This is a genomic window from Streptomyces sp. NPDC002265 (genome assembly GCF_040296125.1).
Taxonomy (GTDB): Bacteria; Actinomycetota; Actinomycetes; order Streptomycetales; family Streptomycetaceae; genus Streptomyces.
This window is the reverse complement of record NZ_JBEOWS010000050.1, coordinates 1-24521: the sequence shown is the minus strand read 5'-3', so window position 1 is coordinate 24521 and position 24521 is coordinate 1. Positions and strand designations below refer to the sequence as shown.

Here is a 24521-nt window from a genome sequence, read left to right as displayed (position 1 = left end):
GTCGATCGGCCGACACCCACCGCTCGTTCCCCGCACGGGGTACGGGCACGGACCCGGAGAGGGGGCCCATCATGAACAGCATCGTCATGGCCGGAGCCGTCGCCCTGGTGGTCCTCGGGTTCACGGACCACGTCTGGTGGCTGGCCGCCGCCGCGCTGCTCCTGCTGTACCTGCGGTACGGACGGAGCTCGACCTCGGCGTCCGCCCCGGGCACCGGCACTCCCGCGGCACCGGCGGCGCCCGCCACCTACAAGGCGTACCGGGCCCGCCGTGACCAGCAGGCCAAGTGGGAGCGCCGCTACCGTCGTGAGCGTCCCTTCGAGGCCCGCCGTCAGGACCGGGGCACCTGAGACCGGCCCTGAGACCGACACACGTCCAGCGCCCCCCGGCCGTCTCCGGCCGGGGGGCGCCCCTTCACAGGCCCGGTGCGTCCCAGAGCGGGAACCAGCGGGACTTGTCCTTCTCCACCCGCAGGTCGTTCTCCAGCAGGGCGGCCACCTGGAGCTCCAGCGCGTTGTCGCGCCGGTGCCGGCCGGGCAGCGTGCACAGCGGATAGAACGTGCCGCGCTTGTACAGGTACACCAGGGCCAGTGCGCGTTCCGGGTCCTGGCCGCGCTTCTCGAAGCTCACCAGCGAGCACAGCAGCTGCGGCCCGAAGCCGTTGGCCTCCATCGACGTGTTCACCGCGTGCAGGTCGTTGACCAGGAGGGGCAGTTCGCCGGGGGCGCGGGCGGAGACCAGCCAGGAGTAGCCGTAGCCGTCCTGCGTCAGCCGCACCGGGGGGCCGGTGCGGTCGGTGTCCGCGTCCAGCAGGGCCTGCACCTCGCGGTGCGTCTGCTCGAAGGCCGCGCCCTCGACCGTGGCGAAGCACACCGCCCCCTGCCCGGTCGGCGTGTACCCGGCCGCCGCCTCCAGGGTCACCGCCGCCGACGGCAGCGCGAACAGCCGGTCGAGATCGGGGGCGACCGCCTTCGTGCGGCCGAGCAGGATGTCCAGCAGCCCCATGTTCAGCCCGTCTTCCCGGGCACCGCGGCCTCGCCCAGCTCGGCGGAGATCCGCCCCAGCTGTTCGAGCCGCTGCTCCAGGCTCGGGTGGGTGGAGAACAGCTTGCCCAGGGTGGGCCCGGCGCCCAGCGCGGGGGTGAAGTAGAACGCGTTGAACGCCTGGGCCGTACGCAGGTCCTCGGTCGGGATCCGGGCGATGTCGCCGGTGACCTTCGTCAGCGCGGAGGCCAGCGCCGAGGGCCGCCCGGTCAGCAGTGCGGCGGACCGGTCGGCGGCCAGCTCCCGGTACCGGGACAGGGCCCTGATCAGCAGGAAGCTCAGCGCGTACACCGCCGCCGACACCCCCATCACGACACCGAACACGACCAGGGTGTTCTGGTCCTTGCGGCCCCGCCCGCCGAACAGCTCCGAGTAGAAGGCGAACCGTACGATCAGGCCCGCGATCACGCCGAGGAAGGACGCCACGGTGATCACGGCGACGTCCTTGTGCGCCACGTGCGACAGCTCGTGCGCCAGGACGCCCTCCAGCTCCGCGGGCTCCAGCCGCCGCAGCAGACCGGTGGTCACGCAGATCACCGCGTGGTCGGGGTTGCGGCCGGTCGCGAACGCGTTCGGCATCTCCAGACCGGAGACCGCGACCACCGGCTTGGGCATGTCCGCCATCGCGCACAGCCGGTCGACCACGGCGTGCAGCTCGGGATACTCCTCCCGCTCCACGACCCGGCCGTGCATGGCGTACATCGCGATCCGGTCGGAGAACCAGTACTGGGCGGCGAGCGCGCCTGCGGCGATGACGACGACCAGGACCCACGACTTCAGCAACACGATCAGCGCGGCGGCGAACGCCACGTACAGCAGTCCGAGCAGGAAGAGCGTGACCGTCATCCGTACGGTCAGGCGCCGGTCGCTCCGGAATCGGCTCTGCATCTGCCTCACCCCGCAGTCAGGCACTCGTACCTGACTTCAGTGTGCACCTGGCCCCGCCCAAGAGGCGGTTGCGGACTGCTCCAGAAGCCGCAAAGACCGCACCGGGATCAGTAGGGGGAGCGCAGGCTCGCGTATCCCAGCAGCAGGATCACGGCCACCACACAGCCGAGCACGATGACGGTGGACCTCCACGACGAGCGCCGGGGCCCGGCCGGTCCGGGGTCCGCGCGGAACGGGACCGGCTCCGGAGGGTTGTCCTTCCAGCGCGCGGCGAGCATCCGGGCCCGCGCCGAGGGCTCCTTGTGCTCGGCCGCGTTCGCCCACCGGTGATCGAACTCGTGCTCGAAGTCGTCGTGCTCGGACATCCCCGTTGCCTCTTCCTGCCTCCGAAAAACGCCGGGGAGGATCTCCCCTCCCTTTAGGAAGCCTGCGAGACCCGAAAGGTTGTACGCAAGCCCGAACGGACGACGGCGCCCCGTCTCCCGCACGAACGGGAGACGGGGCGCCACCGGACAGATCACCCACAGACCGGACCCCGGCCGGGACCGGTCACACGTCGAAGTACAGCTCGAACTCGTGCGGGTGCGGGCGGAGCTGGAGCGGGGCGATCTCGTTCGTGCGCTTGAAGTCGATCCACGTCTCGATCAGGTCGGACGTGAAGACGTCGCCCGCGAGCAGGAACTCGTGGTCGCGCTCCAGCGAGTCGAGGACGGCCGGGAGCGAGGTCGGGACCTGCGCCACGCCCGCGTGCTCCTCGGGGGCCAGCTCGTACAGGTCCTTGTCGATCGGCTCGGCCGGCTCGATCTTGTTCTTGATGCCGTCGAGGCCCGCGAGCAGCAGCGCGGAGAACGCCAGGTACGGGTTGCCGGAGGAGTCGGGCGCGCGGAACTCGACGCGCTTGGCCTTCGGGTTGGAGCCCGTGATCGGGATGCGCATGGCCGCGGAGCGGTTGCGCTGCGAGTACACCAGGTTGATCGGCGCCTCGAAGCCCGGGACCAGACGGTGGTACGAGTTCACCGTCGGGTTGGTGAAGGCCAGCAGCGACGGCGCGTGCTTGAGGATGCCGCCGATGTAGTAGCGGGCCATGTCCGACAGGCCCGCGTAACCGGCCTCGTCGTAGAACAGCGGGGAGCCGCCGCTCCACAGCGACTGGTGGACGTGCATGCCCGAGCCGTTGTCACCGAAGATCGGCTTCGGCATGAAGGTCGCGGTCTTGCCGTTGCGCCAGGCGACGTTCTTCACGATGTACTTGAAGAGCTGGAGGTCGTCGGCCGCGGCGAGCAGCGTGTTGAACTTGTAGTTGATCTCGGCCTGGCCGGCGGTGCCCACCTCGTGGTGCTGGCGCTCGACCTGGAGGCCGGAGGCCGCCAGCTCCAGGGAGATCTCGGCGCGCAGGTCGGCGAAGTGGTCGACCGGCGGGGTCGGGAAGTAGCCGCCCTTGTAGCGGACCTTGTAGCCGCGGTTGTCCTCCAGCGCGCCGGTGTTCCAGGCGCCGGCCTCGGAGTCGATGTGGTAGAACGACTCGTTCTCCGAGGTCTTGAACCGCACGCTGTCGAAAACGTAGAACTCGGCCTCGGGACCGAAGTACGCGGTGTCCGCGATACCGGTCGACGCGAGGTAGGCCTCGGCCTTCTTCGCCACGTTGCGCGGGTCGCGGGAGTACTGCTCGCCCGTGATCGGGTCGTGGATGAAGAAGTTGATGTTGAGGGTCTTGTCCCGGCGGAAGGGGTCGACGCGAGCCGTCGACAGGTCCGCGCGCAGCGCCATGTCGGACTCGTGGATGGCCTGGAAGCCACGGATCGACGAGCCGTCGAAGGCGAGCTCCTCGTCCGGGTCGAACGCCTCGACGGGCAGCGAGAAGTGCTGCATGACACCCGGCAGGTCACAGAAACGGACGTCGACGAACTTGACGTCCTCGTCCGCGATGAACTTCTTGGCCTCGTCGGCGTTCTGGAACATCCAGCTCCTCCTACTCCCGACCGTCCTGCCGGGGTGGTAGTTCGTTCGTGCGGCCAGTGCGGTGGCACACGGTGGCCTCGACACTAGGGATGCGTGATTTCTCCGGCGTGACCCGTTTGTTTCGCAGAAGTTAACCGGGTCCGGTTCCACCGTAGCCCCTGGACACCCCGGCGTCCCCCGGTCATATGGGGGCGCAGTACCGTGGGTGGGTGGACAACAGGCAAGCAATCGGATCGTGGCTCTCCGGGCCGCGGGCGGCCATGGAAGACGCGGGCGGCGACTTCGGATACCGGGGCGAGCAACTCGGCCTGCCGGAGGAGGGGCCCGGCTCGATCGCCCGCCCCGGACGGCGGCTCGGGGCCATCGCGGTGGACTGGGGCCTGTGCTTCTTGATCGCATACAGCCTGGTCACGGACGGCTATGACCCCCGTACCACCGGCAACTGGACGCTGCTCGTCTTCTTCGTCCTGGGTGTGCTGACGGTCGGCACGGTCGGCTCCACCCCCGGCAAGCGCCTCTTCGGGCTGCGGGTGATCACGCTGGAGACCCGCACGGTCAACCCGCTGCGCGCCCTGCTGCGCACCGCCCTGCTGTGCGTCGCCGTTCCGGCCCTGATCTGGGACCGCGACGGCCGGGGGCTGCACGACCGGCTGGCCCGCACGGTCGAGGTGCGCATCTGAGCCGGAGCGGATCCCGAGCCGGAACGGCGGGGAGAACGGCAAGAAGGGGCGCCCGGAGTGATCCGGGCGCCCCTTCTTCGTCTTCTTCGTCGGAGGTCGTCGTACGGGGATCCGCACGCGGTGGCTCAGCGGCCGTTCGCGCCGCCCCTCGGCAGGCGCATGCCCTTCGGCATCGGGCCCTTGGGCAGCGGCATGTTGCTCATCAGGTCGCCCAGCGCGCGCAGCCGGTCGGTGGTCGCGGTGACCTGCGGGCCGGTCAGCACGCGCGGCAGCTTCAGCATGGTCGTGCGCAGCTTCTTCAGCGGGATCTGGCCCTCGCCGGTGCCGATGATCACGTCGTGCACCGGTACGTCGGCGACCACGCGGTTCATCTTCTTCTTCTCGGCGGCCAGCAGGGACTTCACCCGGTTCGGGTTGCCCTCGGCGACGAGCACGATGCCGGCCTTGCCGACCGCCCGGTGCACCACGTCCTGGCTGCGGTTCATCGCCACCGCGGGGGTGGTGGTCCAGCCCCGGCCGATGTTGTCCAGCACGGCCGCCGCCGCGCCCGGCTGGCCCTCCATCTGGCCGAAAGCGGCCCGCTCGGCCCGGCGCCCGAACACGATCGCCGTCGCGAGGATGGCGAGCAGAAGGCCCAGGATGCCGAGATAGATGGGGTGACCGATCAGAAAACCGATCGCGAGAAAGACACCGAAGGTGATGATGCCGACAGCCGCGAGTACAAGACCGATCTTCTTGTCGGCCTTGCGGGTCATCTTGTACGTCAGAGCGATCTGCTTCAGTCGCCCGGGGTTCGCGGCGTCCGCCGCGTTGTCCTTCCTCGCCATGTCACGAAGTCTACGTGCCCCTCGGGGCGGCGACGACGGCAGTGCCCGCAGAGCGGGCGGAAGGGGGCGTTCGGGGGCGTCAGGAACGCGCGGACAGGGTCTCCTCGAGGACGCGCTCGGTCTCGGACCGGTCCTTGGCGCGGCGGCGGTCCTCCAGCACGGAGGTCCAGGCGTTGCGGCGGGCGGTGCGCTGACCACCGCTCATGAGCAACGACTCCACCGCGCGCAGGGCGTCGGTGAAGGACGGAATCGCTGTGGCGTGTACGGGCGCGGCCTGCATCGTGGAAAGTCCCCTCGGTAGGTCACCGGGATCCGGGTTCGGGCTACTGCGGGTGCGTCGCTGGTCTACGTGGTGTGACACCAGCGTCACTGATTGGTGTTACCAGGGCGTGACCGACCGGTCAAACGGTCGTGAAACCTTGATGCGGGGCTCCGGACGGCCGACGCGGCCCCGACGGCGCCCTCATCTGCGAGGACGGTCGGGACCGCGTCGAATCGGCCGTTACTGGCCAGTAGTAACTTGTGCGCGAGTTCACACGCATGTCTCGCGCCCATTCGGGGCACGATCGCTGACGCTCCGTCAGACGGCCTGCGTGGCGATGTACGCGCCGCGCTTCTCGACGGCCATCTGGTACAGCCGGCCCGCCCGGTACGAGGACCGGACCAGCGGGCCCGACATCACACCGGAGAAGCCGATCTGCTCGGCCTCGTCCTTCAGCTCGACGAACTCGTGCGGCTTCACCCAGCGCTCCACCGGGTGGTGGCGCACGGAGGGGCGCAGGTACTGCGTGATGGTGATCAGCTCGCAGCCGGCCTCGTGCAGCTGCCGCAGCGCCTCGCTGACCTCCTCGCGGGTCTCGCCCATGCCGAGGATCAGGTTGGACTTGGTGACCAGGCCGTAGTCGCGCGCGGCGGTGATCACCTTCAGGGAGCGCTCGTAGCGGAAGCCGGGGCGGATCCGCTTGAAGATGCGCGGGACCGTCTCGACGTTGTGCGCGAAGACCTCGGGGCGGGCGGAGAAGACCTCCGCCAGCTGCTCGGGGACCGCGTTGAAGTCGGGGGCGAGCAGTTCGACCTTGGTGCGGCCGGCCTCGCGTCCGGCGGTCTGCGCGTGGATCTGGCGGACCGTCTCGGCGTACAGCCAGGCGCCGCCGTCCTCCAGGTCGTCGCGGGCGACGCCGGTGATGGTGGCGTAGTTCAGGTCCATGGTGACCACGGACTCGCCCACGCGGCGCGGCTCGTCACGATCGAGCGCCTCGGGCTTGCCGGTGTCGATCTGGCAGAAGTCGCAGCGCCGGGTGCACTGGTCGCCGCCGATGAGGAAGGTCGCCTCGCGGTCCTCCCAGCACTCGTAGATGTTCGGGCAGCCGGCTTCCTGGCAGACCGTGTGCAGACCCTCGCTCTTCACGAGGTTCTGCATCTTCGTGTACTCGGGACCCATTTTCGCCCGGGTCTTGATCCACTCGGGCTTGCGCTCGATGGGGGTCTGGGCGTTCCGGACCTCCAGGCGCAGCATCTTGCGTCCGTCGGGTGCGACTGCGGACACATCGGCTCCCTGCTGATTGCTTTGAGTAGTCTTCGAATCTTCGGCGTACACCAGCGTACGCCTCGTGTTTGCCGGGCTCTGCTCGCCCGTGAGGCCAACCCTGCGGCCCCCGGCCGCATTCCCGGTCAGGCGGTCGCCTTCTCGATCTCGCGCGGCCTGAGGTCCGCGTTGCCCAGGACGTCGGCCAGATGCCGTTCGGCCACCGGCAGCACCTCCTCGATGGTGAGGGCACGGCCCAGTTCGTGGGCGAGCGAGGTCACACCGGCGTCGCGGATGCCGCACGGGATGATCTTGTCGAAGCTGGATGTGTCCGGATTCACGTTGAGGGCGAAGCCGTGCATCGTGACGCCCTTGGCGACCCGGATGCCCATGGCGCAGATCTTGCGGTCCTCGCGCCGCTGGCCGGCGTTCGAGGGCGCGTACTCCGGGCCGTTGAGGCGGGGGTCGAACTCCTCGTCGGTCAGCCGCGGGTCGAAGTCCAGGGACAGGCCGCCGAGCGAGGGCCGCTGTTCGACCGGGTCGCCCAGCACCCACACGCCCGCCCGGCCCTCGACCCGGCTGGTCTCGACGCCGAACTCGGCGCAGACGCGGATCATCGCGTCCTCCAGGCGGCGCAGATGGGCGACGACGTCGACCGGGCGCGGCAGCTTCTGGATGGGGTAGCCGACCAGCTGGCCCGGACCGTGCCAGGTGATCTTGCCGCCGCGGTCCACGTCGACCACCGGGGTGCCGTCGAGGGGGCGCTCGTTGTCCGCCGTGCGCCGCCCGGCCGTGTAGACCGGCGGGTGCTCCAGGAGCAGCACGGTGTCGGGGATCTCGTCGGCGAAGCGTGCCGCGTGCACCCGGCGCTGCTCGTCCCACGCCTCCTGGTACTCGACGGCGTCCGCGCCGAACCCCATACGGACGAACCGCAACTCACTCACGGCAAGCGCCTCCCTAGAAGGTCGTAAGGCACGAAACGTGCCTACGCCACTGTACGTCCGGCCGAAACCCGTCAGCCGCACGGCCAATCCTCACACGATCGGATGAATGAACGTCGAGATGTGCGATCGACTGCTTACGCTCAGCTACATTCGCGCCGTTCACGAGCCCATTTGGGCTGCTCACAGGCAATCCGGGCAACGCTGGGCCCAGCGAGGCCCGAAGGCAGGAGACCGCACCGCAGATGACGGACCGACCCGCGCAGCGCACTCCCAACCGCCAGCTCGCCGCGCTCATCGCAGAAGCGGGGTTCTCCAACGCAGGTCTCGCCCGTCGCGTGGACCAGCTCGGTCTCGAGCACGGGCTCGACCTGAGATACGACAAGACATCCGTGACCCGCTGGCTGCGCGGACAGCAGCCCCGGGGCACCACCCCCGCCCTGATCGCGGAGGTGTTCACCCGCCGGCTGGGGCGACGGCTCTCCGCCCAGGAACTCGGCCTGGACGCCTGCGCCCCGGTGTACGCGGGCCTGGAGTTCGCGGGTACGCCCGAGGAGGCCGTCGACATCGTCAGCGGGCTGTGGCGCAAGGACTCCGGCAGCCACGCCGAGCTGCGCAAGATCGCGTTCACCCCGGCGGGGCTCGTCGTGCCCAGCCGGGACTGGCTGATCGGCCGGGCCGACGAACGGGTCGCCCGCGGCGAACCGCCCGTCCGGCTGCCGGCCCAGACCGTGGCCCAGCTGCCGGGGCAGGCGCCGGCCCAGCTCCGGGCCGCCGTGCCGAGGCCGTCGCCGTCGCCCGAGCAGCAGGCGACCCCCGTCCGGCGGCGCGGCCAGAGCGAACGCGGCCCCGGCCAGCGGGTCAGCGGCGGCGACATCGCCGCGCTGCGCTCGGTGGGCGAGCTGTTCCGCACCCTCGACGACGCCTACGGAGGCGGCCACGCCCGCCAGGCCCTGGTGCGCTATCTGGAGCACGAGTGCGAGCCGATGCTGCGGGGCGTCTACGGCGAGCAGACCGGCCGCCGCCTGTTCGCCGCGGCCGCCGACCTGACCCGGCTGGCCGGCTGGACCTCGTACGACATCGCCGCGCACGGACTCGCCCAGCGCTACTTCGTGCAGGCGCTGCGGCTGGCCCAGGCGGCCGGGGACCGGGCGTACGGCTCGTACGTCCTGGTCACCATGAGCCGCCAGGCCGTCTACCTGGCGCACGGGCGCGAGGCGGTGCAGCTCGCGCGGGTCGCCCAGCAGGGCGTGGGCACCAGCGCCCCGCCGGTCCTCCAGGCGCTGCTGCACTCGGTCGAGGCCCGCGCGCACGGCGTGCTGGGCGAGGTGCGTGCCTGCACCGCCTCCCTGGTGCGGGCCGAGCGGGCCCTGGAGGCGGCCCGGCCCGGGGACGAGGTGCCCTACTGGGCGCGGTTCTTCGACGAGGCGCAGCTCGCCGACGAGTTCGGGCACTGCCACCGCGACCTCCAGCAGTTCCGGGCCGCCGCCCAGCACGCCGAGCGCTCCCTGCAGCTGCGCGCGCCCTCCTTCGCCCGCAGCCGGGTGTTCTGCCGGATCGTGCTCGCCACCGCCCGGCTCGGCCTCGGCGAACTCGACCAGGCCTGCCAGCTCGGTGCCGAGGCGGCCGGGCAGGCGGCGGAGATGCGGTCGGTGCGGGCCACGGAGTACGTACGGGACTTCGAGCGCCGGCTGGAGCCCTACAAGGACGCGGCGCCGGTGCGCGGGTACCGCGACAAGGTGGCCGCCGCCCTCGGGTGAGCGGGGCGGGTGCCGGGACGGGCCGGCCGCCGCCCCCTGGGGTGCGCGGGCGGCGGCCGGCCGGGTGAGCGGGTGGCAGGCGAGCGGGTGGCGGCCGGCCGGTTCAGGCCGCCGTGCGCAGCGGCTCCGCCGTGTGCATCGGCTCCGCCGCGGCCAGGTCCGCCAGGATCGCCGCCGAGGCCCGCCGGCCCGAGTGCAGCGCTCCCTGCACGGTGCTGGTGTCGCGGTGGTCGCCGCAGACGTACAGACCCGCCAGCAGCCGTACCGCCCGGCGCAGGTCGTGCGGGGGGCGCATGGCGGGCACCGCGTCCGGGGCGTGGTGCACGGCGAGGGTCTCCCAGCGCGCGGTGGAGGTGCCGTACAGCCGCGCCAGATGGATGCGTACGGCGGTGTCGAGGTCGGCCGGCGGGGGGCCCAGCACCGTGGACGACACCAGTGCCCGGCCCGCGGGGGCACGGCTGGGGTCGACCTGGCTGACCACCGCGGTGTGCGCGACGGGCCCGCCGCGGTCGGCGTCCAGCAGCAGCGACGCGCCGGTCTCCGGCGGCTCGTCGGTGGCGTGGTGGACGACCGTCACCGGGTGGAACTCCGGTACCCGCAGCCCGGGCAGCAGTTCGGCGGCGCTGCGCGCGTCGGTGGCCACCAGGACGGCACGGCAGCGGAACACGCCGTGCTCCGCGGTGGTCACCGCGTTGGTGGCGACCGAGGTGACCCGCACCCCGGTGTGCAGGGTGCCCGGCGGCAGGGCCCGCGCGAGCAGTTCGGGCAGGGCCTCGGCGCCCCCCTCGGGCAGGCACAGCCGGCCCGAGGCGAAGGCGCGCAGCGCCAGGTCCGCGCACCTGCTGGAGGACGTCAGGTCCGGGTCGCACAGCAGGGCGGCGAGCAGCGGGCGCAGGAAGCCGTCGACCGTCCGGGCGGGCAGGCCGCGGGCGGCGAGGGCGAGGCCCGCCGGGGCCTCGGGGCGGGACAGCAGCCGTTCGAGGGGCGTGTGCGCGATCCGGGTGAGCGCGGCGCCGAGCCGGGCCTGGTCGACGGCGGTCCCCAGCGGGGCGCCCGCGCGGGCCCGGGGCACGGAGGCGGCCCGCGGGGAGCCGCCGCGGGGCCGGGGCAGGGGCCTGGGCAGGGTGACGGGCGGCCTGGGGGCGCTCGCGAGGGCGCGCACAGCATGGAGTGCGCCCCTTGCGCTCCCTCCGCCCGCCGGTGCGCCCGCCCGGCGCCGACGGCCGTCGCTGTGCAGCAGGACGCCCGGGGCGAAGGGGCGCAGGACGAGTCCGTCGAGCCCCGGAATGCGGCTCAGTTCGGGATATGCCGTGTTCAGCAGCTGTCCGATCCGGTCCAGCCGGAAGCCGTCGACCTTCTCGGTCGACATGCGGCCGCCCGGACAGGGGGCGGCCTCCAGGACTGCGGTCGTGATTCCTGCGCTGGTCAGCCGATGTGCCGCCGTGAGGCCGGCGATGCCGGCTCCCACGACGACGACGTCTGCCTGGTACGCGGGCTCAAGCACGTGCCCCTCCTCGAGGTTGCGCGGCCGGTGGAGACGTCATGCCCCCAACGGGCGTCCGGGATGCCCGAGTTCGGATCGAGGTTAGGGCGGTGATCGGTCAGCGGCAGTCGCGCATGAACAGGGCACGGTCGCACAGCGGTCGCATACGGTCGTCGCCGGTGTCAGGCCGCCCTGATCGTGTCCTCGATGCCCGGAAACGCAAAGGCGAACCCCGACTCCAACAGTCGCTTGGGCACCACCCGTTGACTGCCCAGCACCTCTCCGGCCAGCTCCCCGAGAGCCGTCCGCAGCACCGCCTGCGGCACCGTGAAGAACGTCGGCCGGTTCAGCACGCGCCCCATCGCCTCGGTGATCTCACGGTTCGTCAGCGGCTGCGGGGCGGTCAGGTTGAACGGCCCCGACAGGTCCTCGCGCGCGAGGAGATGCCGGATCGCGGCCACCTCGTCGTGCAGCGAGATGTACGACCAGTACTGCCGCCCGTCGCCCATCCGCCCCCCGAGCCCCGCCCCGAACAGCGGGAACATCCGCTGCCAGGCCCCGCCCCCGCGCGCCACCACCAGCCCGGTCCGCGGGAACACCGTCCGCACGCCCGCCTCCCGCGCGGGCGCCGCGGCCGCCTCCCACGCCACGCACAGCTCGGCCAGGAAGCCGCGCCCGGCCGGCGCGTCCTCGTCGACGATCCGGTCCCCGGTCTCCCCGTAGAAGCCGATCGCGCTGCCGTTGACGAACACCCGCGGCGGCCGGTCCAGCGCGGCCACCGCCTCCGCCAGCGCCGCCGTGCCCAGCACCCGGCTGTCGTGGATCTCCTTGCGGCGCGCCGCCGTCCAGCGCCGGTCGCCGACCCCGGCACCCGCCAGATTGACCACGGCGTCGCAGCCGTCGAGCCCGGCCGTGTCCACGTACCGCCCTCCGGGGTCCCAGCAGACCTCGTGCCCGCCCCGGGCCGCACGGCGCACCAGCCGCACCACCTCGTGCCCGTCCGCGGTCAGGGAGCGCACCAGGGCGCCGCCGATCAGACCGGAGGCACCGGCCACTGCGATTCGCTTGCGTTCCATGCCGACCATCCTCACCGCTCCGGCCGCCGAAAGCCCGGGAGGCGGCCCGTCGTTCCCGGCCGGGTGTCCGCCGCGGACATCGTGCGGGCGCTCCCGCCCACCGTCGTAGGCTGCCTCCCATGCCGGTGCCCGAGATACGCCCCGCCCTGTTCGACGTACGCCTGGCCACGCTCGACGACGAGGAGGTACTCGGCCGTCTCGACCGCGCGGTGTGGTCGTACCTGCACGCGGTCGGCCCGCCGCCGCGCCAGCCCTACCAGCCGTTCTTCACCGAGCGCACCGGTCCCCGGGACCACCTGGTCGCCGAACTGGACGGCCGGGTCGTCGGCTACATCCGCCTGGGCCTGGCCACCTCGCTCGCCTCGAACGCGCACGTCCGCCAGATCCGCGGCCTCGCCGTGGCCGAGGAGGCCCGCGGCCGGGGCGTCGGACGCGCGCTGCTGCGCGCCGCCGTGGCGGAGGCCCGCCGCCAGGGCGCCCGGCGGATCAGCCTGCGCGTCCTCGGGCACAACACGGCGGCCCGTGCGCTGTACGCCTCCGAGGGCTTCGCCGTCGAGGGCGTGCAGCCCGGGGAGTTCCTCCTGGACGGGGAGTACGTCGACGACGTGCTGATGGGCCGCCCGCTGTGACCCCGGGCCGTGACGGGCGCGGCCGCCGGCACGCCCGGGCGTGATGGGCGGGCCCGTCGTTCCGCCCGGGACGTGACGGGCGGGCGCGCCGTGGCGGTCAGGACGTGATCAGCTCGCCGGTGTCCACGGCTGCCGTCGAGCGCGCCGCGTGCTTCGCGTCGGAGGAGACCTCGGCCGCCGTCAGCACATAGCCGGTCTCGTGGTCCGAGGTGGAGCGCGCGAAGACGACGCCGAACACCCGCCCGTCGGTGGTCAGCAGCGGGCCGCCGGAGTTGCCCGGCCGCACGGTCGAGCGGATCGAGTAGATCTCCCGGGTGACGGTCGAGTCGTTGTAGATGTTCCGGCCGGTCGCCTCCACCCGGTTCGCGACCGTCGCCGCCTGGAGGTTCAGGTCGCCGTCCTGCGGATAGCCCGCGACCACCGCCGCCTCGCCGCGCCCGGCCTCGTCGTCGAGGCTCAGCACGGGGGCGCGCAGACCGGGCACGTACAGCACCGCCACGTCCTTGTCCGGGTCGAACAGCACCACCCGGGCCCGGTACGACTGCCCGACGCCGCCGACGCGCACGCCCGGGTGGTCGATGCCGGCCACCACGTGCGCGTTGGTCATCACATGCTCCGCCGCGTACACGAAGCCGCTGCCCTCGCGGCCCTGGTCGCCGGAGGAGCCCTCGATCTTCACCGTGCTCAGCTCGGCCGCACGGGTCGCGCGCGGGGTGACGTTGTCGCCGGAGGGCTCGGCCACCTGGGCGGTCGACTCGTTCTCGAACGGGTTGAAAACCTGCGGGAAGCCCGCCTGGGTCAGCGCGGACGTGGCGTTCGAGAACCAGGCCGGAGTGGTGTCCGGCATCACCCGCTGCACGCCGCCGAGCAGCGCCGAGTCACGGATCGCCGTCGTCACCAGCGAGGACGAGGACGCGCCCAGGACGCTCGCGGCCACCCACGCCACGATCAGCACGGCGACCGTGTTCGCCGCGGACCCGCCGATCCCGTCCAGCACCCGCAGCGGCCCCCGGTCCAGCTCCCGTCTCAGCTTCAGCGCCAGCCGCCCGGCCAGCTCGTGCCCCACCGCCGCGGGCACCAGCACCGTCAGCACCGCGGTGACCGTCGCCGCCGTCGTCCCCGGTGTCACCAGGCGCATCACCCACGGCAGGATCCACACGCCGGTCACCGCACCGCCCACGAACCCGGCGAGGGAGACGCAGCCGGCCACCAGCCCGCGCCGGTAGCCGGATCCGGCGTAGGCCAGGATCACCAGCAACAGCACGAAGTCGAGCAGGTCCACGGAGCCGCCTTTCTCTCGGACCCCTCAAGGGGCGTCTCCTAGTACGCGCGGGACGGTCCCGGTGATCAGCCGCGCACGGCCGGCCGGCCGGAGCCGTCGCGTACGCGTGTACCCACAGAAACGTCACGGACCGGGACGATGGTTCCACCGGGTGGCACAACCCACTTCGCGGACGATGTCGTCCACCCCGACAGTGGGACCATGTGTGTCTTCCGACCCGGCTTTCGAAGAGTGCGCAGGAACCGAGAACGGCGTCTTTCGCGGGTGCCGAACCCCGTCCTCGTGCTGCTGGCCTGTCTGCCCGGGTTCACCGCCCTCGTCGCGCTGGCGCTGTACGCGGGCGGCGGCGACGGCGCCGCGACGGCCTCCCTGGCCGCCCGGCCCGAGCACCCGACCCTCAGCCAGAGCCCGCGCGCCCTGCACACCGCGCCGAAACCGCGCATCGTGCCGCGCTCGGCCTGGCTGGACTCCACCGCCTCGCACCCGCAGCCGCCGCCGCGCTACGACGACAAGGTCGTCGCCGTCTTCATCCACCACACCGACTCGCCCAACGGCTACAAGTGCGCCGACGCGCCCCGCATCATCCGCTATCTGTACTCGGGCCAGACCGGCGCCCGCAGCTGGGACGACATCGGCTACAACTTCGTCGTCGACCGCTGCGGCACCATCTACGAGGGCCGCGCGGGCGGTGTCGACCGCGCCGTCACCGGCGCCCACACCCAGGGCTTCAACCACCGCACCGCAGGCATCGCCGCCCTGGGCACCTTCACGGAGGGAGTGGCGGTGCCCAAGGCGATGACCGACTCGATCGCCGCGCTGGCCGCCTGGAAGCTGGGCCTGGCCGACATCGACCCGCGCATCCGGGTGCGCCTCGTGTCCAGCAACAGCCTCAGCCGCTACCCGGCCGGACAGGCCGCCATGCTGCCCTCCCTGGCGGCCCACCAGGACGGCTTCATGACCAGCTGCCCCGGCGCGGCCCTCATCGTCAAGCTCCCGGCCATCCGGGAGGCGGCGGCGCGGCTCCAGGGCCGGACACCCACAGCGACGCCACAGACGGGGCGCAGGGTCCTCAGATGACGGCGGCCTACGGTCGGTGGCGACAGCAGCCGACCGGAGGCGGGGAACCCATGAGCAGCAGGCGTACGACCGACCGCCGCACGCACACCACGGAGCGGGACGCCGGCCGCCCGGGCACCGTCCGCAGCCCGTGGGCGGTGCTCTGCGCGGTCGCGACCGTCGTCCTGGGTCCGGCCGCGGTGACCGCGTCCGCCCTCGACCAGGCCAACAGGGCACCGCTGCACCACGCGGTGAAGGCCGAGCAGCCGCAGGCGTATCTCCCGTCGGACCCGGGCCGCCGGCGCGCGTCCGCGTGAACCCGGCGCGGGCGCGCCGGACGAGTTTGCGGCATCGGTGGCGCGGAACTAGCCCCGGAAGCGGTCCCACAGTCTGGGGTAGCGCTCCGCCAGTGCCCGCTCGCTCTCGAAGTCGATCGGCGCGCCCTCGGGCTCCGCGGGCGGGGCCGGGATGCCCAGGTCCGGGGCGACGGTGCCGGTGAGCTGCTCGTAGGCCTCGTCGGCCGCGAAGCCGAGCTCCTCGCCGTCGCCGTCGATCTCCTCGTCGAACTCGCCCAGCAGGTCGGCCAGCGAGTCCGGGCCGTGCAGCGCGCCCTCGAAGACGTCCCGGCCCTGGCCGATCAGCCAGCACCGGAAGAAGTCGAACGCGTCGTCACTGGCCCCGTCGAGCAGCACCCAGGCGGCCCCCCACAGGTCCCAGGTGTAGGCGCGGTTGTAGCGGGACTCGAAGTGGCGTGCGAAGTCGAGCACCGAGTCCGGGTCCAGCCGCAGCAGTCGGTCCGTCAGCACGTCGGCCTGCTCCTCGGGGTCGCCGTCGGCGGCCTCGCGGGCGGCGTCCACGAGTTCCCAGAACTCCGTCTCGTCCATCACCGCTCCAGCATCCTGCCTGGCGGAGGGCGACGCACGTGGAGTGCGGCGGATCGTTATGAGCGGTACAGCCCGGCGAACCGTGCCGCGTCCCGCGCGAACCGCTCCCGCAGTCCCGCGGGCGCCAGCACCTCGACCTCGGGCCCCAGCCCGGTCAGCTGCCCGTGGGCGACCTCCTCGGACTCCACCGGCAGGGCCGCCGTCACCCAACCGTCCCGGTCCGGGGTGCCCGCGGCCGCCAGCGCCTGCCGGGCGGAGCGCGGACCGACGGCGTACGGAAGCCTGCGTACGCCCTCGCCGGACAGCCGCACCACGACCTCGGTCCGCAGCAGGGAGCGTGCGAACTGCTCGGCGCGCTCCTGCCAGAAGGCTGGCAGATCGAACTCCTGATCACGGGTGAAACGTTCACCTTCACCGGTGACGGCCGTGAACCGGTCGATCCGGTAGACCCGCAGGGCGCCGCCGTCCGCCACCCGCGCGCACAGGTACCAGACGCCCGCCTTGAGCACGAGCCCGTACGGCTCCAGCTCCCGCTCGACCTCCCGCCCGGCCTCCGGCTCAGCCTCCCGCTCAGCCTCTCGTCCGGCCTCCGGCTCGGTCCCCGGACCGGCGTCTGGCTCGGCCCGCCCGTCGCGCTCCGTGCGCCGGTAGCGGGCCGTGATCCGGCGGTCGTCCCACACGGCTTCCGCCACGGCCGGCAGCAGTTCGGGCGTGGCGGGCTCGGCGAACCAGTTGGGGGCGTCGAGGTGGAAGCGCTGCGCCGCCGAACGCGAGGCGTCCCGCAGCGAGGGCAGCAGCGCCGCCGACACCTTCAGCCGGGCGGCCGAGGCCGCGTCCTCCAGCCCCATCTCCCGCAGCGCCCCCGGCACCCCGCTCAGGAACAGCGCCTCGGCCTCGCCGCGGGCCAGCCCGGTCAGCCGCGTACGGTATCCGCCGACCAGCCGGTACCCGCCGGCCCGTCCCCGCTCCGCGTACACCGGGACGCCCGCCTCGGAGAGGGCCTGCGCGTCCCGGGTGACGGTCCGCTCCGAGACCTCCAGCTCCCCGGCCAGCTCGGCGGCCGTCATGGAGCTCCGGGACTGGAGCAGCAGGACCATCTTGATCAGCCGGGCAGCGCGCATGCCGTCATCATGCCGGGCCCCACTGACAGCGAGGGGGTGCGCCCGGGGGCACATGACAGTGGAGGGGCGCGGCGGTCGGTCGCCGTGCCCCTCCACCGGATCCAGTGTTACAGGCCGTACCTGTCCCGTGCTTCCTTCACCGCGGTCGCCTTGACCTCACCGCGCCGGGCGAGCTGCGCCAGCGCCGCGACGACGACCGACTGGGCGTCGACGCCGAAGTGGCGGCGGGCCGCCTCGCGGGTGTCCGACAGGCCGAAGCCGTCGGCGCCCAGCGACGACCAGTCCTGCTCGACCCACTGCGCGATCTGGTCGGGGACCTGGCGCATGTAGTCGGAGACCGCGAGCACCGGGCCCTCGGCGCCGTGCAGCGCCTGACGGACGTACGGGACGCGCTCCTCGCCGCGCAGCAGGGCCGCGTCGGCCTCCAGCGCGTCGCGGCGCAGCTCGGTCCAGGACGTGGCGGACCAGACGTCCGCGGCCACGCCCCACTCCTCGGCGAGCAGCCGCTGCGCCTGGAGGGCCCAGTGGATCGCCGTGCCGGAGCCCAGCAGCTGGATGCGCGGGGGGTTGGCCCCGGCCACGTTCAGGCCCGCCGACTCCGCCGTGTTGAAGCGGTACAGGCCCTTGACGATGCCCTCGTCGATGCCGAGGCCGGCCGGCTTGGCCGGCTGCGGCATCGGCTCGTTGTAGACGGTGAGGTAGTAGAAGACGTTCGGGTCCTCGCCCGGGGCGGCCTCGCCGTACATACGGCGCAGACCGTCCTTGACGATCGCCGCGACCTCGTAGGCGAAGGCCGGGTCGTACGTCAGGGCCGCCGGGTTGGTCGCGGCGATGACGGGGGAGTGGCCGTCCGCGTGCTGCAGGCCCTCACCGGTCAGCGTGGTGCGGCCGGCCGTGGCGCCGACCAGGAAGCCGCGGCCGAGCTGGTCGGCGAGCTGCCACATCTGGTCGGCGGTGCGCTGCCAGCCGAACATCGAGTAGAAGATGTAGAACGGGATCATCGCTTCGCCGTGCGTGGAGTACGCGGTGGACGCGGCGATGAAGTCGGCCATCGAACCGGCCTCGGTGATCCCCTCGTTGAGGATCTGGCCGTTCTTGGCCTCCTTGTAGTACATCAGCTGGTCGCGGTCGACCGGCTCGTACGTCTGGCCCTTGGGCGAGTAGATGCCCAGCGACGGGAAGAGCGACTCCATACCGAAGGTGCGCGCCTCGTCGGGGACGATCGGCACCCAGCGCTTCCCGGTCTCCTTGTCGCGGACCAGGTCCTTGATCAGGCGGACGAAGGCCATGGTGGTGGCGATGTTCTGGGAGCCGGAGCCCTTGTCGAAGGAGGCGAACGCCTTCTCGGCGGGGGCCGGCAGCGGGGCGAGCGCGTGCGTGCGGCGGGCGGGGGCCGGGCCGCCGAGCGCCGCGCGGCGCTCCTGGAGGTAGCGCACCTCGGGGGCGTCCGCGCCCGGGTGGCCGTAGGGGACCACGCCGTCGGCGAACTTGCTGTCGGGGATGGGGAGTTCGAGCAGATCGCGCATCGTCTTGAACTCGTCCACCGTCAGCTTCTTCATCTGGTGGTTGGCGTTCTTCGACGCGAAGCCCTCGCCGAGGGTGTGGCCCTTGACGGTCTGGGCCAGGATGACGGTCGGCGCGCCCTTGAACTCCACCGCCGCCTTGTAGGCCGCGTAGACCTTGCGGGACTCGTGGCCGCCGCGGGAGAGGTGGAAGCAGTCGAGGATCTTGTCGTCGCTCAGCAGCTTCGCCATCTCGACGAGCGCCGGGTCCTTGCCGAAGAAGTCCTCGCGGATGTAGGCGGCACCCCGCGTCTGGTACGTCTGCACCTGGGCGTCGGGTACCTCGCGCAGCCGCCGTACGAGCGCGCCGGTGGTGTCGAGCTGGAACAGCTCGTCCCAGGCGGTGCCCCACAGCGACTTGATGACGTTCCAGCCCGCGCCGCGGAACTGGGCCTCCAGCTCCTGCACGATCTTGAAGTTGGCGCGTACCGGCCCGTCGAGGCGCTGGAGGTTGCAGTTGATGACGAAGGTCAGGTTGTCCAGACCCTCGCGGGAGGCGAGTGCGAGCGCCGCCGTCGACTCGGGCTCGTCCATCTCGCCGTCGCCGAGGAAGGCCCAGACGTGGGACGCGGAGACGTCCTTGATACCGCGGTTGGTCAGGTAGCGGTTGAAGCGCGCCTGGTAGATCGCGGAGAGCGGGCCGAGGCCCATCGACACCGTCGGGAACTCCCACAGCCAGGGCAGCCGCCGCGGGTGCGGGTAGGAGGGCAGGCCGTTGCCGCCCGCCTCCTGGCGGAAGTTGTCCAGGTGGTGCTCGTCCAGCCGGCCGTCGAGGTAGGCGCGGGCGTAGATGCCGGGGGCGGCGTGGCCCTGGATGTAGAGCTGGTCGCCCGAACCGTCGGCCTCCTTGCCCTGGAAGAAGTGGTTGAAGCCGGTCTCGTACAGCCAGGCCGCGGAGGCGAAGGTGGCGATGTGGCCGCCGACGCCGTACTTGCTGCCGCGGGTCACCATGGCGGCCGCGTTCCAGCGGTTCCACGCGGTGACGCGGGCCTCCATCGCCGGGTCACCGGGCACGGACGGCTCGGCGGCGGTCGGGATGGTGTTGACGTAGTCCGTCTCCAGGAGCTTGGGCAGCGCGATGCCGTTGCCCTCGGCACGCTCCAGCGTGCGGCGCATCAGGTACGCCGCACGGTGCGGCCCGGCCGCCTCGGCGACCGCGTCCAGGGAGGCCTGCCATTCGGCGGTCTCCTCCGGGTCCCGGTCCGGGAGCTGGTCGAGCGCGCTCGGCTGGATGGCGTTGGGGTCGGTCATTACGCCGCCTTCCTCAGTCGAAGGGGGTTCCCTGTGAGGTCTTTCGGGGGGTTGCCCTTGGTCTTTGGCAGGACAGGGCATGGGGCTCTCTGGTGGAAGCCCGTCGGTGACTCTAACCCCCTGATCGATGATCGATCAAAGAGTCGAAGGCAAAATCTCTTGATGACGAGAAAGTCGGCACGGCGTGCCCTCGGGGCAGGCACGCGGTGCCGACTTTTTGTGCTGATTCCGCGGAGATTCCCGCAGGTGAGCGCGTTGGTGCTCGGCTGTGTCAGGCGCGCGGAGCGCAGCCCAGGACATGGGCCTTCACCAGCTCCGCGATGCGCGGGTCGCGGCGCAGGAATGCCTGCACCAGCTCCTCGTGCTCCTCGGCGTACGACTGCTGCACCGTACCCAGCCAGCGGATCGACAGCGCCGTGAACACCTCGATGCCGAGTCCCTCCCAGGTGTGCAGCAGCACCGAGTTGCCGGCCGCCCGCACCAGTTCCCGGTGGAAGCCCACCGTGTGCCGCACCTGGGCCGTGCCGTCCGCCTTGCGGTCGGCCTCGTACAGCGCCGCGACGTGCGGTTCCAGGGCCGAGCAGTCCGCCGCCAGCCGGTCCGCCGCCAGCTCCGCCGCGATGGCCTCCAGACCGGCCCGGACGGGGTAGCTCTCCTCCAGGTCGGCCGCGGTCAGATTGCGCACCCGTACGCCCTTGTTGGGTGCCGACTCGATCAGCCGCAGCGACTCCAGTTCGCGCAGCGCCTCGCGCACCGGTGTCTGGCTGACCTCCAGCTCGGTGGCGATCCGTCGCTCCACGATCCGCTCGCCCGGCTGCCAGCGCCCGCTGACGATTCCCTCCACGATGTGCTCGCGGATCTGTTCGCGCAGCGAGTGGACGACGGGCGCGGTCATGAGAGCTCCTTAGGGAGAGGCCCACAGGCCCCCGGGGGCGTTTGACCATTAGACAATAAGGCCGCGGGCGCGTCCCGCAGGGGCGCATGGGGGCGCTTTCGCGCAGGTGAGACGAGGCTTACACGCTGTCCACGGGCGTTGACCCGCCGGAAACACGCCGGTGCCCCCGGCCGGAGGTTCCGGCCGGGGGCACCGTGGGAGCGCTGTGCGAGGACTGCTCCGAAAGGACTACAGGCCGAGCTCGATCTCGAACTCGCCGGCCTCCAGGATCGCCTTGACCGCGGTCAGGTAACGCGCGGCGTCGGCACCGTCCACCAGGCGGTGGTCGTAGGACAGGGTCAGGTACGTCATGTCGCGGACGCCGATGACCGTGCCTTCCTCCGTCTCGATGACGGCCGGGCGCTTGACCGTGGCACCGATGCCCAGGATCGCGACCTGGTTCGGCGGCACGATGATCGTGTCGAACAGCGCGCCGCGCGAGCCGGTGTTGGAGATGGTGAAGGTCGCGCCGGACAGCTCGTCCGGGGTGATCTTGTTGGCACGGACCTTGCCCGCCAGGTCGGCGGTGGCCTTCGAGATGCCGGCGATGTTCAGGTCGCCCGCACCCTTGATGACCGGGGTCATCAGGCCCTTCTCCGAGTCCACCGCGATACCGATGTTCTCGGAGTCGAAGTAGGTGATCGTGCCCTCGGCCTCGTTGATCCGGGCGTTGATGACCGGGTGGGCCTTCAGCGCCTGGGCGGCGGCCTTGACGAAGAACGGCATCGGGGAGAGCTTGACGCCCTCACGCGCGGCGAAGGAGTCCTTCGCCTGCGCGCGCAGCTTCATCAGACGGGTGATGTCGACCTCGACGACCGAGGACAGCTGCGCCTGCTCGTGCAGCGCCTTGACCATGTTGTCGCCGATGACCTTGCGGATGCGGGTCATCTTGACGGTCTGGCCGCGCAGCGGGGAGACCTCGAGCGCCGGGGCCTTCTTGGCGGCCGGGGCGGCGGCGGCCGGAGCCGGAGCCGCGGCGGCGGCCTTCGCGGCCTCGGCGGCGGCGAGGACGTCCTGCTTGCGGATACGGCCGCCGACGCCGGTGCCCTTGACGGCGGACAGCTCGACACCGTTCTCGGCGGCGAGCTTGCGCACCAGCGGGGTCACGTAGGCGCCGTCGTCACCGGCGGTGGCGGCCGGGGCCAGGGGGGCCGGCGCGGGCGCGACCGGAGCGGCGACCGGGGCCGGGGCGGCGACCGGAGCGGGGGCGGCGACCGGAGCAGGCGCGGCGACCGGAGCCGGCGCGGCGACCGGAGCCGGCGCGGCCGGAGCCACCGGGGCGGCGGGGGCCGGAGCGGCGACCGGGGCCGGAGCAGCCGCGGCCGGAGCCGGAGCGGCCGGAACCGCAGCCACGGAAGGCCTGGCGCCAGCCGCACCGATGACGGCGAGCTTGGCGCCGACCTCGGCGGTCTCGTCCTCGCCGACCACGATCTCGAGCAGCACGCCGGAGACGGGCGCCGGGATCTCGGTGTCGACCTTGTCCGTGGAGACCTCGAGCAGGGGCTCGTCCTCCGAGACCTCCTCGCCGACCTGCTTCAGCCAGCGGGTGACGGTGCCCTCGGTGACGGACTCGCCGAGCGCGGGCAGGACCACGTCCGTGCCCGGGGCGCCACCGGCCGGGGCGGCGGCCGGAGCCGGAGCGGCGGCCGGGGCGGGGGCCTCGGCCACGGGGGCCGGGGCGGCGACCGGAGCCGGAGCCGGCTCGGCGGCCGGGGCCGGGGCGGCGGCCGGTGCGCCACTGCCGTCGTCGATGACGGCGAGCTCGGCGCCGACCTCGACGGTCTCGTCCTCGGCGACCTTGATGGAGGACAGCACACCGGAGACGGGGGAGGGGATCTCGGTGTCGACCTTGTCGGTCGAGACCTCGAGCAACGGCTCGTCGGCCTCGACGCGCTCACCCTCGGCCTTCAGCCAGCGGGTGACGGTGCCCTCGGTGACGCTCTCGCCGAGCGCCGGAAGGGTTACGGAAACCGCCATGGTTTCGGTTGCTCCTAACGAATTGCGGAAGTCTGTGTGCGGCGTCGTCTGCCGAGGTCAGTCGTGCGCGTGCAGGGGCTTGCCGGCCAGTGCCAGGTGGGCCTCGCCGAGCGCCTCGTTCTGCGTGGGGTGGGCGTGGATCAGCTGGGCCACCTCGGCGGGCAGCGCCTCCCAGTTGTAGATCAGCTGGGCCTCGCCGACCTGCTCGCCCATGCGGTCGCCGACCATGTGGACGCCGACCACGGCACCGTCCTTGACCTGGACGAGCTTGATCTCGCCGGAGGTGTTCAGGATCTTGCTCTTGCCGTTGCCGGCCAGGCTGTACTTGAGCGCGACGACCTTGTCCGCGCCGTAGATCTCCTTGGCCTTGGCCTCGGTGATGCCGACGGAGGCGACCTCGGGGTGGCAGTAGGTCACCCGGGGGACACCGTCGTAGTCGATCGGGACGACCTTCTGGCCGGCCAGGCGCTCGGCGACCAGCATGCCCTCGGCGAAGCCGACGTGCGCGAGCTGGAGCGTCGGGACCAGGTCGCCGACGGCGGAGACGGTGGGGACGTTCGTACGCATGTACTCGTCGACCAGGACGTAGCCGCGGTCCATCGCGATGCCCTGCTCCTCGTAGCCGAGGCCGGCCGAGACCGGGCCGCGGCCGACGGCGACGAGGAGGACCTCGGCCTCGAACTCCTTGCCGTCGGCGAGGGTGACCTTGACACCGTTCTGGGTGTACTCGGCCTTCGAGAAGAAGGTGCCCAGGTTGAACTTGATGCCGCGCTTGCGGAACGCGCGCTCGAGAAGCTTGGAGGAGTTCTCGTCCTCGACCGGGACGAGGTGCTTGAGACCCTCGATGACGGTCACGTCGGCACCGAAGGACTTCCACGCCGAGGCGAACTCGACGCCGATGACGCCGCCGCCCAGGATGATCGCGGACTGCGGCACGCGGTCCAGGACGAGGGCGTGGTCCGAGGAGATGATGCGGTTGCCGTCGATCTCCAGGCCCGGCAGCGACTTCGGCACGGAGCCGGTCGCCAGCAGGACGTGGCGGCCCTGGATGCGCTGGTCGTTCACGTCGACGGAGGTGGGGGAGGACAGCCGGCCCTCACCCTCGATGTACGTCACCTTGCGGGACGCGATGAGACCCTGGAGGCCCTTGTACAGGCCCGAGATGACGCCGTCCTTGTACTTGTGGACGGCCGGTACGTCGATGCCCTCGAAGGTGGCCTTGACGCCGAACTGCGCGCTCTCGCGGGCCTGGTCGGCGATCTCGCCCGCGTGCAGCAGGGCCTTGGTGGGGATGCAACCCCGGTGCAGGCAGGTACCGCCGACCTTGTCCTTCTCGATCAGGGCGACGTCCAGACCCAGCTGCGCCCCGCGCAGGGCCGCGGCGTAACCACCGCTGCCACCGCCGAGGATCACTAGGTCGAAAACGGTGCTGGCGTCGTTCGCCACGTCACGTCCTCCATGCATGTGCGCCACGCCGGTCTCCAGTGACCGGTCGGCGGCTGGTGTCCGGCCGCTCTTTGTTTTCGGCCCTTCGGTGGGGCCCTGTCCTGCCGAGCCCCATCTTCGCACTTGTCGGGGGTGGACGAGACGCGGGGCCTCGGTGTGAGGCGTCCCACGTCCGGCCGTGGCGGCGGGGGGAGCGC

23 protein-coding genes are annotated in these 24521 nt (G+C 72.1%); 6 read left to right on the top strand and 17 right to left on the bottom strand.

The annotated features are described in order from the left end of the window. Positions 1 to 71 precede the first annotated feature (71 nt). Entirely contained in the window at positions 72 to 350 is a 279-nt protein-coding gene (locus tag ABT085_RS12150) for a hypothetical protein (protein WP_351605104.1), read from the top strand. Between the two features lie 64 nt (positions 351 to 414). On the opposite strand, the gene pspAB is transcribed toward ABT085_RS12150, so the two are convergent. From pspAB to glnA, 4 genes are all read right to left on the bottom strand, one after another. Next, positions 415 to 1005 carry a PspA-associated protein PspAB gene (pspAB, locus tag ABT085_RS12145; protein WP_351605101.1) on the bottom strand — a complete coding sequence of 197 codons (591 nt, stop codon included), beginning with the start codon at positions 1003 to 1005 and terminating at the stop codon, positions 415 to 417. Between the two features lie 2 nt (positions 1006 to 1007). Then, positions 1008 to 1931, bottom strand: a complete 924-nt coding sequence (gene htpX / locus ABT085_RS12140; protein WP_351605099.1) for a zinc metalloprotease HtpX — start codon at positions 1929 to 1931, stop codon at positions 1008 to 1010. A 107-nt stretch (positions 1932 to 2038) separates the two neighbouring features. Beyond that, positions 2039 to 2296, bottom strand: a complete 258-nt coding sequence (locus ABT085_RS12135) for an SCO2583/SCO2584 N-terminal domain-containing protein (protein WP_351605096.1) — start codon at positions 2294 to 2296, stop codon at positions 2039 to 2041. Between the two features lie 184 nt (positions 2297 to 2480). Beyond that, a complete protein-coding gene (gene glnA, locus ABT085_RS12130) occupies positions 2481 to 3890 on the bottom strand; it encodes a type I glutamate--ammonia ligase (RefSeq protein ID WP_152889348.1) in 1410 nt (469 codons plus the stop codon). Between the two features lie 209 nt (positions 3891 to 4099). Between glnA and ABT085_RS12125 the strand changes: the two genes are divergently transcribed. Further along, the gene (locus tag ABT085_RS12125; protein WP_351605093.1) at positions 4100 to 4570 is read left to right on the top strand and encodes an RDD family protein; all 471 of its coding nucleotides are present in this window, start codon (positions 4100 to 4102) and stop codon (positions 4568 to 4570) included. Positions 4571 to 4695: 125 nt separating this feature from the next. On the opposite strand, the gene ABT085_RS12120 is transcribed toward ABT085_RS12125, so the two are convergent. From ABT085_RS12120 to lipB, 4 genes are all read right to left on the bottom strand, one after another. Further along, entirely contained in the window at positions 4696 to 5397 is a 702-nt protein-coding gene (locus tag ABT085_RS12120; protein WP_351605090.1) for a DUF4191 domain-containing protein, read from the bottom strand. A gap of 79 nt (positions 5398 to 5476) precedes the next feature. After that, complete coding sequence (locus ABT085_RS12115) at positions 5477 to 5677, bottom strand: SCO2195 family GlnR-regulated protein (protein WP_351605087.1); 201 nt, start codon at positions 5675 to 5677, stop codon at positions 5477 to 5479. 300 nt (positions 5678 to 5977) lie between these two features. Further along, the gene (gene lipA, locus ABT085_RS12110; RefSeq protein WP_162468769.1) at positions 5978 to 6943 is read right to left on the bottom strand and encodes a lipoyl synthase; all 966 of its coding nucleotides are present in this window, start codon (positions 6941 to 6943) and stop codon (positions 5978 to 5980) included. A gap of 125 nt (positions 6944 to 7068) precedes the next feature. Next, a complete protein-coding gene (gene lipB / locus ABT085_RS12105; RefSeq protein WP_351605080.1) occupies positions 7069 to 7866 on the bottom strand; it encodes a lipoyl(octanoyl) transferase LipB in 798 nt (265 codons plus the stop codon). A 242-nt stretch (positions 7867 to 8108) separates the two neighbouring features. On the opposite strand from lipB, the gene ABT085_RS12100 reads away from it, so the two are divergent. Beyond that, positions 8109 to 9623 carry an NsdA family TPR-like regulatory protein gene (locus tag ABT085_RS12100; RefSeq protein WP_351605076.1) on the top strand — a complete coding sequence of 505 codons (1515 nt, stop codon included), beginning with the start codon at positions 8109 to 8111 and terminating at the stop codon, positions 9621 to 9623. Between the two features lie 103 nt (positions 9624 to 9726). Here the strand turns inward: ABT085_RS12100 and ABT085_RS12095 are convergent, their stop codons facing one another. Together ABT085_RS12095 and ABT085_RS12090 are read right to left on the bottom strand one after the other, a co-directional pair. Continuing rightward, positions 9727 to 11127, bottom strand: coding sequence for an NAD(P)/FAD-dependent oxidoreductase (locus ABT085_RS12095; protein ID WP_351605073.1), 1401 nt, complete (start codon positions 11125 to 11127; stop codon positions 9727 to 9729). Between the two features lie 161 nt (positions 11128 to 11288). Beyond that, positions 11289 to 12182 carry a TIGR01777 family oxidoreductase gene (locus ABT085_RS12090; protein ID WP_351605070.1) on the bottom strand — a complete coding sequence of 298 codons (894 nt, stop codon included), beginning with the start codon at positions 12180 to 12182 and terminating at the stop codon, positions 11289 to 11291. 119 nt (positions 12183 to 12301) lie between these two features. On the opposite strand from ABT085_RS12090, the gene ABT085_RS12085 reads away from it, so the two are divergent. Beyond that, entirely contained in the window at positions 12302 to 12811 is a 510-nt protein-coding gene (locus ABT085_RS12085; RefSeq protein ID WP_351605067.1) for a GNAT family N-acetyltransferase, read from the top strand. A 97-nt stretch (positions 12812 to 12908) separates the two neighbouring features. Here the strand turns inward: ABT085_RS12085 and ABT085_RS12080 are convergent, their stop codons facing one another. After that, on the bottom strand, positions 12909 to 14093 hold the full coding sequence (locus tag ABT085_RS12080; RefSeq protein WP_351605064.1) for a MarP family serine protease: 1185 nt from the start codon (positions 14091 to 14093) through the stop codon (positions 12909 to 12911). 264 nt (positions 14094 to 14357) lie between these two features. Here ABT085_RS12080 and ABT085_RS12075 point away from each other — a divergent pair, with 264 nt between their 5' ends. Beyond that, a complete protein-coding gene (locus ABT085_RS12075; RefSeq protein WP_351605062.1) occupies positions 14358 to 15170 on the top strand; it encodes a peptidoglycan recognition protein family protein in 813 nt (270 codons plus the stop codon). 50 nt (positions 15171 to 15220) lie between these two features. Further along, complete coding sequence (locus ABT085_RS12070; protein WP_351605060.1) at positions 15221 to 15466, top strand: hypothetical protein; 246 nt, start codon at positions 15221 to 15223, stop codon at positions 15464 to 15466. Between the two features lie 48 nt (positions 15467 to 15514). Here the strand turns inward: ABT085_RS12070 and ABT085_RS12065 are convergent, their stop codons facing one another. From ABT085_RS12065 to lpdA, 6 genes are all read right to left on the bottom strand, one after another. Next, complete coding sequence (locus ABT085_RS12065) at positions 15515 to 16033, bottom strand: DUF4240 domain-containing protein (RefSeq protein ID WP_351605057.1); 519 nt, start codon at positions 16031 to 16033, stop codon at positions 15515 to 15517. Between the two features lie 56 nt (positions 16034 to 16089). Beyond that, a complete protein-coding gene (locus ABT085_RS12060) occupies positions 16090 to 17154 on the bottom strand; it encodes a helix-turn-helix transcriptional regulator (protein WP_351605054.1) in 1065 nt (354 codons plus the stop codon). 107 nt (positions 17155 to 17261) lie between these two features. Further along, positions 17262 to 19967: a pyruvate dehydrogenase (acetyl-transferring), homodimeric type gene (gene aceE / locus ABT085_RS12055; protein WP_351605051.1), complete on the bottom strand. Its 2706-nt coding sequence runs from the start codon at positions 19965 to 19967 to the stop codon at positions 17262 to 17264. A gap of 271 nt (positions 19968 to 20238) precedes the next feature. Continuing rightward, positions 20239 to 20862 (bottom strand): GntR family transcriptional regulator, encoded by a 624-nt coding sequence (locus tag ABT085_RS12050; RefSeq protein WP_152889328.1) that lies wholly within the window; start codon positions 20860 to 20862, stop codon positions 20239 to 20241. 228 nt (positions 20863 to 21090) lie between these two features. Continuing rightward, entirely contained in the window at positions 21091 to 22878 is a 1788-nt protein-coding gene (gene sucB / locus ABT085_RS12045; RefSeq protein ID WP_351605048.1) for a 2-oxoglutarate dehydrogenase, E2 component, dihydrolipoamide succinyltransferase, read from the bottom strand. A 57-nt stretch (positions 22879 to 22935) separates the two neighbouring features. Next, a complete protein-coding gene (gene lpdA, locus ABT085_RS12040; RefSeq protein WP_351605045.1) occupies positions 22936 to 24324 on the bottom strand; it encodes a dihydrolipoyl dehydrogenase in 1389 nt (462 codons plus the stop codon). Between the last annotated feature and the right edge of the window lie 197 nt (positions 24325 to 24521).